Consider the following 12,961-nt stretch of genomic DNA (forward strand, 5'->3'; position numbering starts at 1 on the left):
AGCGTCGGCGCCGTTTTTTCGTGTCAGTACGGCGGTTCGGGTCGAGTCCCGTCCCGTCGGAGGTGGGTCGGCCCCCACCGGGCCACTACGACGACCGCGACGACGACGAACAGGAAACTCTGGACCGTCCGCGTCTCGGGTGCCAGATCGAAGAACTGGCCCGTGAAGTTCTGCGTGAAGTGAAAGACGATCGCCGCGAGGACGCTTCGACTCGCGTTGTTGTAGATCCAGGTGTAGAAGACGGACGCGATCACGATGCCGACCGCGAACCGGACGGGCTCCGGCGGCCCGCCCGCGGCCGCGAAGTAGCCGACCATCGCGAACAGCGGCGCGTGCCAGGTCAGCCAGGCGAGGCCGACGAGGAGGCTCGCGACGGTCGCGTTCCACCGTCGCTGACAGCGATCGAGCAGAAAGCCGCGCCAGCCGATCTCCTCGGGGAGCGGCCCGAGCACGAGGACGAACGCGGCGAAGGCGAGCAGCGATTCCGGACTGGCGAGCAGTTCGCGAGCGCCCTCGAGGTCGGCCGGCTGACTCGAGAGTCCGAGCCCGACGACCAGTCCGGCCGCGACCGCCGTGAGCGCGGGAACGAACAGGACGGTGACCGCCCACCAGCGGGCCGGAACGAGCCGCGGGTCGACGAGCCGCCGGCCGAGATCACGAAGCCCCGCTCGGCCGCCGACGGCCCAGCTCATCACGATTCCGCCGAGCATCGGTCCCGTTCCGCCGAGGACGAGGAAGACGACGCCCGGATACGAAAACGCCTCCCAGCCAGTCGCGACGACGATACCCCAAAAGAACCAGCTCCAGCCGTGCGAGAACAGCAGGTATCCCCACAGGTCACGGTTTCGGCGTCCGAGTCGGCGTTCCATCCCGATCCAGCCTCGAGCCAGCTACCGATCGTTCCCTTCGAGGTACTCGATCGCCTCCTCGTCGCTCACCTGGCCGAACGTTCGATAGAACTGGCCGACGGCCCGGAAGCTCGCGGGGGTCTGGAGGGGGATCACCTCGTCGGCTTCGTCCTGCAGGGAGTTGACCGAGTCGGGCGAGCCCACGGGAACCGCGAGCGCGACGTACTCGGCCCCGGAATCTTGCACTTGCCGGAGACAAGCCGTCGCGGTCGCGCCGGTCGCGACGCCGTCGTCGACGACGACGACGCGTTTCCCCTCGAGATCCGGCAGCCCCGGCTCGTCGCGGTAGCGATCGGCCTTCTGTCGGGCGTTCTCGGCTTCCTCCTCGCGAACGTCCTCGAGGTACGACTCGGACACGCCGAGCCGGTCGATGAGCTCCTCGTTTTGCCAGACGCTGCCGTCGCTCGCGACCGCCCCGATCGCCAGTTCCGGGTTGTTCGGCGCGCCCATCTTTCTGGCGACGACGACGTCGAGATCGGCCTCGAGCGCGTCGGCGACCGGTCGAGCGACCGGTAACGCACCACGAGGAATCCCGAGGACGACGTCGGCCTCGAGACCGCGACGTTCGAGTTCCGTTGCGAGTTGGTTGCCGGCATCGGTTCGATCCTCGAACATGGACGGTCCTACGACGGCCACGTACTATGTCTTGGCGTAGCATACGACGGCAGCGATTCCGTCGGGCGACTGGAACACGCTTGCCGAACGGCTACCCGTCACTGGCCGAGAAAACCAGTATGGGACGACTCCAGCGAACGCTCTCGAATATCTCCGAGGAATCCGGCACCGACAGCGGCCGCGTCGGCATCGTCGCCGGCAGCGTCGACTACCCGAACCAGCCCGCGCTCGTCGGCCGGGCCGCGCTTCGAACGGGCTCCGATCACGTCCGCGCGGTCGTCACGGAAGAGATCTACGAGATCGTCGCGACTCACGATCCGAACCTGCTCGCCAGCAAGTACGAGGGCGAACGGTTCGACCAGGTCGCCGTCGAGCGCGCCGTCGAGGTCAGCGAGTGGGCGGACGCGATGGTGATCGGTCCCGGCTTCGCCGACGCCGAGCCGGCGGCGATCCGCGAGACGATCGACCGGATCGACGTCCCGACCGTCGTCGACGCCATCGCGATCGAACCGGCGCTCGAGGCCGACCTCTCGAACGCGGTGCTCACGCCGAACGACGACGAAGAGGATACGATTACCGAGTCCTACGACTCGCTCAAGGTGTTTACCGAGGAGACGGGTGCCGTCATCACCTTCACGGGAGGTACCGACGAGATCATCGCCGGCGGCAAACGAATGGAAAACTACACCGGAACCTCGGCGCTGACCGTCGCCGGCACGGGCGACACGCTGGCCGGTATCACTGCCTCGCTGCTCGGGCAGGGAATGGAGCGCGAGGACGCCGCCGAACTGGCCGCGTGGATCCTCGGCAAGAGCGGCGAACTCGCGACGGCCGAGTTCGGGCCGGGCGTCCTCGCGACCGACGTCATCGACCGGATTCCGGATACGATCCGCTGACGACCGTCGCGACTCGAGCCCCGTAACCCATTTCTGACGGTCTCTCGTCGGCTCGACTACAATGGCTTCACACGGCGACGATCGAGCGGCGGCCGCGACGGGAACTGACGACATCTCCCACCCGCTGGTCGCGGCGGTCTACGACTGGGTCGTCCCCGACCGGTTTCTCTTCGGGCCCCACCGGGAGTACCTGACCGACGACCTCTCGGGACGCGTGCTCGACGTCGGGGCCGGAACCGGAGCGAACTTTACCTACGTCGCCGACGACAGCGAGCGCATCTCCTACCACGCGATCGAACCCGACCCCCACATGCGAAAGCAGGCGGCCGAGAAGGCGCGAGACGTCGGTTGCAGTGTGACGCTGCGGGACGCCCGGGCCGAATCGCTTCCCTACCCCGACGAGAGCGTCGACGTCGTCATCTCCAGCCTCGTCTTCTGTACCATCGCGGATCCCGACGCCGCCCTCGAGGAGGTCGCCCGCGTGCTGAAACCCGGCGGCGAACTGCGGTTCCTCGAGCACGTCCACGCCGACGGCTGGCGAGCGACCGGCCAGGACCTCCTGAACCCGCTCTGGAGCCGCGCCGCCGGCGGCTGCCAGCTCAACCGCGAGACGGTCGAGCGGTTCGTCTGTCACGACGCCTTCGCAGTCGAAGAGATCGAGCGCATCGCGTTCGGGCTCTTTCCGGCGACGCCGATCGTGCGCGGGACGCTGCGACGGCGCCGCGACGCACCCCTTTCGGACTGACGGGAGTTAGCCGTTACCGACTCCGCGTCCGTCCCGCGATCGTCCTCGAGCTACGACCCACAGAAAGTCTCGGACAGGCTCACTTCGTCGTCTCTGACGACGATCGAGACGCGGTTCTCGAGGTCGTCGTCCGCGTTACAGGTCGCCCGGTAATCCAACCGGTCGCGCGTTCCGTCGGGCAGTTCGGCGGTGACGGAGTATCGACCGGGCTCGAGCGCGTCGTCGATGTCGCGGCGGGTGTACTCGTCGTGGCTTTCCTCGCCGACGCCGTCGAGTTCGTACGACTCCGCCAGGGCCGTCTCGTCGTCCGGCACCTCGAACGTGACGTGTACGGTTTGTTCCGACTCCCTAAAATTCACCAGTCGAAGTCCGATATCGGGCTTCGGTTCGTCGAAGACGGAGAGACACCCGGCGCCGCTCGCGAGCACGACCGACAGGAGCGCACAGATCCGCCTGCGCGGAAGCTCGAGGGTCATATCGGAAATAAAACAGTCGAAATTAAATGTGTTCCGTCGCGGTGAACGAATCCTCGCCCGCGCCACCGGTTGCCTCGTCGGAACGGGATCGAGGGAGCGGCCGGCGACGGTCTTTATCTGGGAGGAGACCCCCGATAGAGCCATGAGCGACGACAGACTGCGGATGACGCCGGGACCCACCGAGGTCCCGACCGCCGTCCGCCAGGCGATGAGCGAACCGACGCCGAACCCCGACCTCGAGCCCGAGTTCTTCGAGTTCTACCGGTCGCTGACCGACAAACTCGAGACGATCTATCACGCGGGGATAGACGCCGACGGGACGAGTGCGAGCGAGCGAGACGAGGACGTCGTCGTCCTCGGCGGCGAAGGCATTCTGGGACTCGAGGCCGCCATCGCGTCGCTCGTCGGCGAGGGCGATCAGGTGCTCTGCCTCTCCAACGGCCTCTACGGCGAGGGGTTCGCCGACTTCGTCGAGAACTACGGCGGCGAGGCGGTCGTCAGCGAGGTGTCCTGGCGCGAGACGCTCGACGTCGACGTCGTCGCGGACGTCCTCGAGGAGGAGGGGCCGTTCGACGTGGCGACGATGGTCCACTGCGAGACACCGACGGGAACGCTGAACGACCTCGAACCGGTCCTGGACGTGCTCGAGGAGTACGACGTACTGTCGGTCGTCGACGCGGTCTCCTCGCTCGGTGGAACGCCCGTCCCGACCGGGAAGATCGACGTCTGCCTCGGCGCGAGCCAGAAGTGTCTCAGCGCGCCGCCCGGACTCACTACCTGCGCGGTCAGCGAACGCGCCTGGGACCGCATCGAGTCCGTCGAGAACCCGACGCTCTACGCCGACCTCGAACCGTGGCGAACCGCGGCCGACGAGGAGTGGTTCCCGTACACGCACCTCGCGTCGAACCTGTACGGACTCGACGCCGCGGTCGACCTGCTGCTCGAGGAGGGACTCGACGACGTCTTCGCGCGCCACGAGGAGACCGCGACGCTGTGTCGCGAGCGCGCCGCGGACCTCGGCCTGGAGACGTACGCGGAGGACGAGGCCGACTGCTCGCCGACCGTGACCGCGCTCGACGTCGAGCGGGCGACCGACGTACAGCAAGCGGTGCTGGAGGAACACGATATCGTCCTCGCGACCGGCCTCGGCGACCTCGAGGACGAGATCCTCCGGATCGGTCACATGGGCCACAACGCGCGAACGGATCGCGTGGAGCGAACGATGGACGCGATCGCGAACGTACTCGAGTGACGAGTCCGGCTCTCTGGCGCACCCGGAACCTGCAGGTGGAACCGTTTCCCACGAGTCTAGACTAGTTTTCCGCATGGACGAACCTGATCAGGAGCCCACCGAGAAACCGACGGAGGACAGGGAGGAAGCCGAACGCGAGGGGAAGTGGATGGCTCGCAGTTGGGTCGGGATCGCCGTCGTCTCGATACTCGGCTTGCTCTTGCTCGTCATCGGGATGATGCAGGCGACCGGGCTCGTCGACGTCTTCGCACCGGTCGCCGACTCCGAGACGGGACAGTGGGCCGCGTTCGGCGTCCTCGCGCTCGTCGTCCTCGCTATCGCCGGCTGGAGTTGGCGAGCGGTCAGCAGGAGTAACACCTGAGAGACCCCGACGGTGACCGGCGACGTAACCGACCCCTTCCTCCCGTGTGCTACGTAGGCACGCCGCACTGCTAGACGAGAGAGAAACCCGTTTAGGCGCTGCCCGTCCAGAGCAGTCAATGAGTTACCGGATCGGGTTAGTCGGAAAACCCTCTGTCGGCAAATCGAGTTTTTTCAATGCAGCGACGATGAACGACGTGCCAGAAGGGGCCTACCCGTTCACGACTATCGACCCCAGCGTGGGCGAGGCGTACGTCCGCGTCGAGTGTGCGGCCCCCGAGTTCGACGAGGAGTGTACGCCGAACGTCGGCTACTGCGACCACGGAACGCGATTCGTCCCGACGAAACTCGTCGACGTCGCCGGGCTGATCCCCGGCGCCCACGAGGGTGCCGGCCTCGGCAACCAGTTCCTGACCGACCTGAACGAGACCGACGTCCTGATCCACGTCGTCGACTTCTCCGGCGAGACCGACCTCGAGGGAGAACCCACCGAGGATCACGACCCCCGGAAGGACATCGACTTCCTCGAGGAGGAACTCGACCAGTGGTACCTCGGCATCTTGGAGAAGGGGATCAACAGGTACGAGTCGGGATACACGACCGAGGACGACGCCATCGAGGAAGAGCTCGCCGAGCAGATGAGCGCCTTCAAGACGAACGAAGACGAGATCAAGCGCCTGATCCGGCGGACCGACGTCGGATTCGACCCCGCTGCCTGGGAGGACGAGGATCGACTCGCGCTCGCCCGTGAGATCCGCACGGAGACCAAACCGATGGTGATCGCGGCGAACAAGATGGACACCCCGGAGGCACAGGAGAACTACGAGGAGATCACGACCGATCCCGACTACGAACACCTGACGATCGTTCCCGCGAGCGCCCACGCCGAACGGGCGCTCAAGTCGGCCGACAAGGCGGACGTCGTCGACTACCGTCCCGGGGACGACGAGTTCGAAATTACGGGCGACGTCTCGGGCGAGCAAGAACAGGGCCTCGAAGAGATCCGCGACTTCCTCGGTGCGTACGGCGCGACCGGCGTCCAGGCGGCCCTCGAGACCGCGCTGTTCGACGTGCTCGGCGTCGTTCCGGTCTTCCCCGGCGGCGCCAACGGACTCGGCAACGAACGCGGCGAAGTGCTGCCCGACTGTTACCTGATCCCGCCGAACTCGAGCGCGGAGGACTTCGCCTACAGCCTCCACTCGGACATCGGCGACGGCTTCCTCCACGCGATCGACTGTCGGTCGAACCGTCAACTCGGCAAGAGCTACGAGGTCGAATCGCGGGACGTAATCGAGGTTATTACGACGAACTAGCTCGCCGGGACGCGATCGCAGCCTCGGGTCTAGAGACCGATCGGAGCGACGCCGACGCACTTTTGCCGTCTCCCTGGTATCGCCAACCATGGACGCCGACGACGCGCCGAAGACCGAACCCGAAGCGGAGCGCCCTCCTCTCGAAGCGTGCGAGGGCGTTCCCAACTGGGACGACGAGTACGTCGACCGGGTGAGCGACCGGCTCATGCACAACTACGATCTCGAGAAGGAGTATTCGGTCGAGGGCGAGGTGTTCACGCTGTACGGACAGATGGCGCTCTCGAGCAAGAAGCACTTCCTCCACCCCGCGCTCTCGCTGGCCGAACACGAGTCGACCGAACACCTGTTCGTCAGGCGGGTCGACCGCGCCGACGACCGGACGCTCGATCGGTTCGTCGAACTGGGCGAGCGACTGGCTGAGGAGTGGATCGACCCGGACGAAGAACACTTCTCGACCGACTTTACGTTCGTCGCGGTCGCCCCGTCGATCCCCGAGGAGATCCGTGACCGCGTCTCGGGATTCGACGGCCGAACCCTGCTGAAGTACGGCTACCACGGCCACTACGAGATCAATCTGGCCGTCGTCGCCCCCGAGAGCGAGGACCTCGTCGCGAGCGAGAACGCCGACGTCGCGACGGCCTTCCGACTCTGGGACCCGATCGAACGCGAGGAGCCCGGCATTCTCGACCTGATCTCCCGACGGTTACAGCTATAGTCGCGACCGATACGACGGCGTTGGTCGACGCGTCGAGTCGTTTTGCGTTTCGTTCGTCTACGTACGTGCGACGCAGTCGCTCTTACTCGAGTCAAAAAAGTAAAATTGCAGTCGAATCCCGATCCCGGGATCGCGATCAGTCGTCGTCGGTACTCACATCGGCTGCAACGCCGTCACCGGTCTCTCGAACCGTCTGCATGTTGTCGTAGCCGATCTTGAACAGCGACAGCGCGAGGTAGAGCAGGATCGCGATGATGACGATCTGGGCGACCGCCGACAGCTGCCCGATCAGTCCCGTCTCCGCCTCGGCGGTGATGCCGAGCAGCCGACCGCCGAGGATCTGATAGAGCCCGACCCAGCTGAGACCGGCGACCGTGATGAAGCCCATCAGCACCATGGGGCCGCCGGTCGAAATCAGCTGTTTGGAGTTGCTCCAGTTGGCCAGCCAGACGGTGGCCGAGAGCAGTGCCAGCGACGCCAGCAGCTGGTTCGCACCGCCGAACAGCGTCCAGAGGTCCTCCCACCGGCCGCTACCGAGCAGGAGGAACGCGGCGACGGCGATGACCGTCGTGTTGACGTAGCGGTTGGCCGCGTACTCCTCGACCTGCGTCTCCGGCGTGCCGACGATCTCTTCTAACATGTACCGACCCAGTCGGACGGCCGTGTCCATGCTCGTCAGCAGGAAACTCGCGAGCACGAGTGCCATGAACGGTGCGGCGTACTCGAACGGAATGCCGAGCGCAGTGAGGATCGCGCCGCCACCGGTCGCGAAGTTCGGCAACGCCAGTCCGATCCCGCCGGCGCCGGCCGGGATTGCGACGAGCGTCACCGCACAGAGTGCAACTGCCGCGAGCAGTCCCTCCGCGAGCATGCCACCGTAACCGATCAGTTTGGCGTCGGTTTCCTTGTTCAGTTGCTTGGACGTCGTCCCCGAGGAGACCAGCGAGTGGAAGCCACTGATGGTCCCACACGCGATGGTGAGGAACAACAGTGGGAACAGCGGCATGAGCGGAAGCATCTCCGCGAGCGGGCCGCCCTGTCCGAGGAAGCCGTACCAGGCCCCAGTCGTGATCTCGAAGCTCAACTGATCACCGGTCTCGGGGTGGATCGCGTCGCTTCCCATTCCGGTAATAAACGTGCCGACGATAACCGCGAGCAAACTCCCACCGACCCCCGTGTACAGGAGGAACGACGAGAGGTAGTCACGCGGCTGCAGTAGCATCCAGACCGGCAAGATGCTCGCGGCGGCCCCGTACACGAGTATCACCAGCACCCAGGCGCCGATGTTCGCACTGTCGAGCAGTTCCGGGAAGAACGCCGCCGACTCGAGCAAGACGATCGTCCCAGCGGGGTAGTCGCCGGGGACGATCGCGAGCGGGTACTGGATACCGACCCAGACCGACGCGAAGACGCCCGTAACGAAGACGACTGTGCCGACCGAGAACGGAAGTCCCAGTTGGTACAGCCAGACCCCGAAGACGAACGCGAGCGTAATGTAGAGCAGACTCGCGGTCGCTGCCGACGGGTACGCGTTCAGCACGACCCCGATAACCAGTGCGAACACTGCGACGACGAGGATCGTCAGCAAGAACGCGAACCACAACAGCATATTCTTGCCCCGCTCACCGACGTACTCGCCGATGATGTAGCCGATCGACTTCCCCTCGTGTCGAAGGCTGCTCGACAGCGAGACGAAGTCGTGGACCGCACCCATCAGCGGGTTCCCGATCGCAACCCACAGCACGGCAGGGACCCAACCCCAGACCAGTGCGGCCGTGATCGGCCCGACGACGGGTGCTCCCCCCGCAATGCTCGAATAATGGTGCCCCAGTAACACCGACTTCTTTGCCGGCACGTACTCCTGGCCGTCCTGATACTTGTGTGCCGGCGTCTCTCGGCTGTCGTCGAGGTTGACGAACTGCGAGAGGTACCGGCCGTACACGAGGTACGCGACGGTAAACGTCGTCAGCACCAGTGCGACGATCCAGATGACTCCTACCATGCTATAAGCTCACGTGACGGCGAACGAACCCACGGACCATAAATATAATTTGTTTAGGTTCCAATGACCGGTTATCCTATCGAAAATCGCGGCGAGTCTATCGGCGAGCGTGTCAATCTACTAGTACCGCGAGTCAATATCGCACTACCGCTCGACTCACGGCGACCGCACTGAGCCCTCGTCCTCGACCGTAATCTCCAGTTCGGCGGCGACCTCCTCGAGAATCGATCCTCGAACCTCCTCGACGCGCGTTTCGATCGTCGCGACGACCGGAACGTCGAACTCGCCGTCGATCTGCTCGAGTCGGTCGCGTTCGGTCGCGACCCGCTGACGGAGGTAGCGCGCCCCCCGTCCCTCCTCGTGGGGCTCCGGTTCGGGCGTCAGCCGGTTGACCACGAGGCCGCGAACCGGGAGGTCGGCGTCCCCGAGCGTCTCGACCGACCGGCGCGTCTCCCGGATCGAGAGTTCGTCGGGGTTCATCACGAGGTAGAAGGCGGCGTCGTTGCGCAACACCTCCCCGGCGAACTCGAACCGTTCCTTGCGCTCCTGTAACCGGGCGAGGATCGGGTCACCCTCCATCACCCGCCGGGGCTCCCGGTTCCCGATCGCAGCCTTCTCGTAGAGGTCGATGCTGCGCTCGCGTTTGTCCATCAGCCGGTCGATCCACTGCTCGAGCAGTTCCGGTAGCGCGAGCAGTCGCAGCGTCGATCCCGTCGGCGAGGTGTCGAACACCACCCTGTCGTAGGGGTCGGCGTTGCGCATCACCTCGACGAACCGGTCGAAGAGGGCGGCCTCGTAGGCGCCAGGGGTCTGGTGGGCCATCTCGAGTTGAATGTCGACCTCGTTGACCATCGCCGCAGAGAGCTGTGAGTTCAGTTGGCGTTTGAGTCCCTGCAGGTGATCCTGGACCTCCTGTTCCGGATCTATCTCCAGCGCCGAGAGCCCGTCGTACCCCTCGACGGGTTGGGGCTCGTCGCCGAACTCCTGGTCGAAGACGTCGGCCGTGCTGTGTGCCGGGTCCGTCGAGACGATGAGCGTCTCGAGTCCCGTATCGGAGCACTCGAGCGCGTAGGCGCTCGAGACCGTCGTCTTGCCGACCCCGCCTTTGCCGCCGAAGAAGACGAACTCGGTCATTAGAAGTGGTACTGGTGGCCCTTGCGTTCGACGACCGACTGGCGATCCCACAGCCGTCGTTCCCAGGCCTCGTACTCGTCTTCCAGGTACGGCAGGAGTTCGGCCGTGTAGTACGATACCGGGCTCGGAATGCCGAAGGCGTCGGGGAAGCACGCCAGCATGAACCCGTCCTCCTCGTCTTCGGCCTCGGCTTCGATCTTCTCGTAGGCGGGGTGGCTGATCATTCCGTGGTAGAGCCCCCGGACCCACTCCTCGAGCGTAGCCCGAAACGTTGCGATCCGATCGGCGAGTGTCATCGTCACTCATCCTCGGTGCTGGAGCCTAAAGTGTGTCGTGGCCCGCCTGCCTCGAGATTTAATATCGCAAAATAGGATTTATTTCGAGAAATCGTCGACGACGAACTCCTTCGGGTCGAACGCTCTGTTCCGAGTGGCGGTTTCGAAAAACGAGCGGGACGACGGACCGAGCTATCCGCTCACAGCTTTTGGGTCAGAAAGAAGAACTCGCGAAGACGGCTAACGTGTCGGATACGCGTGGCCGATCCGATGTTGCTCGTCGTAGATCAACGTCACACCGTGGATCTCGTCAGCATCGACCGTGAAACTATCACCAACCTCGAACTCGCCGTCGATCTGGTCGACGAGATCGATCTCGAGGCGCTCGTCCTCGGTCCAGACCCGCGCCTCGAGTTTCGAAGCGGGCAGGGCGTCGCCGTCGAGGTGTTCGACGTCGCCGTCGTCGTACACGAGGTCGACTCGCGGCTGCGGTCTCGTTCCACTAACGCGGACGTCGTCGTCCCAGACCACGGTGACGTCGGAGCCGACCGGGACGTCTGAAACGTCGATCGTCGCACCGCTCTCGACGGTCGTGGCCTCGTCGACCCACTGCGTGTCTGCGGGTTCGTCGTCGACCAGCAGCTCGTACCTGTCGGCGGACCGTTCGTCCTCGAGTTCGAGCGTCGCCGAGAGCGTCTCCGACTCGTACTCGTAGTCGAACCGGACCCGTCCCGGCGGTCGTGCTCGGAAGTGACCGATACTGTCCTGCGAACTCGTCCCGTCCCAGCCGACGACGATTCGGTCGCCGGGCTGGACGCCCTCGAGCGTCCCAGTGTCGCCGCTGCTGAGCGTCTCGTCCGTCCAGGGCTGGCTCTCGGCGCGTGGCTCTGGTTCGTCCTCGCCCGGTCGGTAGTGGTGTCGCTCCTCGTACGCTGCGAGGAAGACCCGATCGCCGTCGAGGGGATACTCATCGCCGTACTCGGCGGTGACCGTCTCGCTGTCCACGTCGTAGTCGAACGTGAACCGGAAATGCGAGAGGATCGTCGTCCCGCTTCCGCTCGAGCCGAGTTCGTGATCGTGGTGAAGCCGCACGGACAGGTTCGGTTCGACGTCGTCCATATCGACCTCGATCATATCACCTTCTTCGAGTTTGCCGTGACCGTCTGCCCAGATCTCTCGATCGTACTCCTCGCCGTCGAGTTCGAGCGTGAGATCCTCGACCGGCGTCGGGTCGCCGCGACCGAGTTCGATCTCGAGGACGTCGTCGTCCGGATCGATGTTCCGGGACGGACGGAGGAATCCGGGGCTGTCGTGTTCCCGGACGGCTCGCTCGAGTTCGAGATCTCGCGTGAGGGTGGCTGTGACGAGCGTCTCGTCGACCTCGACTGTCGGCTCGTCTTTGACGGCCATGTATCCGAGGTCCGCCCCGAGGGCGTCGACCAGTTCCTCGGTGACGAACGATTCGTCCGCGAACTCGATCCCGTGTGTCATCTCGATCGTGTCGGAATCGACGACCGTCGTTCCGTGTACCAGATACCGGATGGCGTCGTCCTCGTCGTCGACGTCGATCGGAAGGTGAAGATCTTCGTCGTCGCCGATCTGGACGTGACAGCTGTCGACGCCGTCGTAGGTTTCGAGGGCCTCTTCCAGGACGGATTCGGCCTCGAGAAGTCGCTCCGTCTCGTCGGCGCCTGCGTCGAAGGCGTCCTCGATCGTCTCTCGTTCGTCGGCGAGGACGACGACGTCGTCGGCGACTCCGGCGAGTACCCGACCGTCGTCGTAGTACTCGTAGGAGACCCCGCCGTCGGTCTCGCGGGATTCATTGTCGCCCTCGAGTTCGATGTCGCCGGTGAGGACTTTGATCGGTCGGGAGAACCCGTCCTCGTTGGCGTAGACGAGGGCCTTCTTCGAGACGGACTCCGGTTCGATTTCGAACGCGCCGCCGAACGGTCGCCGTTCGTGGGGTTCGTCGGCCTCGAGTTGTCGTTCGACGTCCGTCGCCGTAAGCATCATCGAGTCCTCGGCGACCGACGCCGGCAGGTAGTCGAGTACCGACTCGAACGTCGAGACGGCCGACTCGTCGGCGTCGGCGGCCGACGCCGAGCGGTCGTCCGCTGCCGCCGCGGCGTTTCCAGCCAGTGCAACAGTAATCGTCGTGCCGATACCACCGAGGAGGGTACGGCGGGGACACTGCTTCATACACGAGTTAGTTGATAGTTTATCTACAAGTAACTTTTCATTACATTCTGTTATAGAAACATGAACTGTCG

General features: G+C 64.9%; 13 protein-coding genes. 6 read left to right on the plus strand and 7 right to left on the minus strand.

From position 1 onward, the window contains the following. Nucleotides 1-23 precede the first annotated feature (23 nt). A complete protein-coding gene (locus CV102_RS12135; protein ID WP_148858267.1) occupies nucleotides 24-869 on the minus strand; it encodes a CPBP family intramembrane glutamic endopeptidase in 846 nt (281 codons plus the stop codon). Between the two features lie 21 nt (nucleotides 870-890). Next, nucleotides 891-1,523: a phosphoribosyltransferase gene (locus CV102_RS12140; protein WP_148858268.1), complete on the minus strand. Its 633-nt coding sequence runs from the start codon at nucleotides 1,521-1,523 to the stop codon at nucleotides 891-893. 119 nt (nucleotides 1,524-1,642) lie between these two features. Between CV102_RS12140 and CV102_RS12145 the strand changes: the two genes are divergently transcribed. Next, nucleotides 1,643-2,419, plus strand: coding sequence for an NAD(P)H-hydrate dehydratase (locus tag CV102_RS12145; protein ID WP_148858269.1), 777 nt, complete (start codon nucleotides 1,643-1,645; stop codon nucleotides 2,417-2,419). Between the two features lie 61 nt (nucleotides 2,420-2,480). Then, the gene (locus CV102_RS12150; protein WP_148858270.1) at nucleotides 2,481-3,164 is read left to right on the plus strand and encodes a class I SAM-dependent methyltransferase; all 684 of its coding nucleotides are present in this window, start codon (nucleotides 2,481-2,483) and stop codon (nucleotides 3,162-3,164) included. A 50-nt stretch (nucleotides 3,165-3,214) separates the two neighbouring features. Here CV102_RS12150 and CV102_RS12155 read toward each other — a convergent pair whose 3' ends face one another. Continuing rightward, on the minus strand, nucleotides 3,215-3,640 hold the full coding sequence (locus tag CV102_RS12155) for a hypothetical protein (protein WP_148858271.1): 426 nt from the start codon (nucleotides 3,638-3,640) through the stop codon (nucleotides 3,215-3,217). A 142-nt stretch (nucleotides 3,641-3,782) separates the two neighbouring features. Between CV102_RS12155 and CV102_RS12160 the strand changes: the two genes are divergently transcribed. From CV102_RS12160 to CV102_RS12175, 4 genes are all read left to right on the plus strand, one after another. After that, complete coding sequence (locus tag CV102_RS12160) at nucleotides 3,783-4,892, plus strand: pyridoxal-phosphate-dependent aminotransferase family protein (protein ID WP_148858272.1); 1,110 nt, start codon at nucleotides 3,783-3,785, stop codon at nucleotides 4,890-4,892. Between the two features lie 73 nt (nucleotides 4,893-4,965). After that, nucleotides 4,966-5,253: a hypothetical protein gene (locus CV102_RS12165; protein ID WP_148858273.1), complete on the plus strand. Its 288-nt coding sequence runs from the start codon at nucleotides 4,966-4,968 to the stop codon at nucleotides 5,251-5,253. Between the two features lie 118 nt (nucleotides 5,254-5,371). Further along, complete coding sequence (locus CV102_RS12170) at nucleotides 5,372-6,565, plus strand: redox-regulated ATPase YchF (protein ID WP_148858274.1); 1,194 nt, start codon at nucleotides 5,372-5,374, stop codon at nucleotides 6,563-6,565. An 88-nt stretch (nucleotides 6,566-6,653) separates the two neighbouring features. Continuing rightward, entirely contained in the window at nucleotides 6,654-7,280 is a 627-nt protein-coding gene (locus CV102_RS12175; protein ID WP_148858275.1) for a hypothetical protein, read from the plus strand. A 136-nt stretch (nucleotides 7,281-7,416) separates the two neighbouring features. Here the strand turns inward: CV102_RS12175 and CV102_RS12180 are convergent, their stop codons facing one another. From CV102_RS12180 to CV102_RS12195, 4 genes are all read right to left on the minus strand, one after another. Further along, entirely contained in the window at nucleotides 7,417-9,282 is a 1,866-nt protein-coding gene (locus CV102_RS12180; RefSeq protein ID WP_148858276.1) for a carbon starvation CstA family protein, read from the minus strand. Between the two features lie 156 nt (nucleotides 9,283-9,438). After that, the gene (locus CV102_RS12185; RefSeq protein ID WP_148858277.1) at nucleotides 9,439-10,416 is read right to left on the minus strand and encodes an ArsA family ATPase; all 978 of its coding nucleotides are present in this window, start codon (nucleotides 10,414-10,416) and stop codon (nucleotides 9,439-9,441) included. Beyond that, nucleotides 10,416-10,712 carry a hypothetical protein gene (locus CV102_RS12190; RefSeq protein ID WP_148858278.1) on the minus strand — a complete coding sequence of 99 codons (297 nt, stop codon included), beginning with the start codon at nucleotides 10,710-10,712 and terminating at the stop codon, nucleotides 10,416-10,418. The genes CV102_RS12185 and CV102_RS12190 overlap by 1 nt, the downstream gene beginning before the upstream one ends. 219 nt (nucleotides 10,713-10,931) lie before the next feature. Then, a complete protein-coding gene (locus CV102_RS12195) occupies nucleotides 10,932-12,890 on the minus strand; it encodes a hypothetical protein (protein WP_148858279.1) in 1,959 nt (652 codons plus the stop codon). Nucleotides 12,891-12,961: the final 71 nt, after the last annotated feature.

It is taken from the genome of Natronococcus pandeyae (assembly GCF_008122205.1).
Lineage (GTDB): Archaea > Halobacteriota > Halobacteria > Halobacteriales > Natrialbaceae > Natronococcus > Natronococcus pandeyae.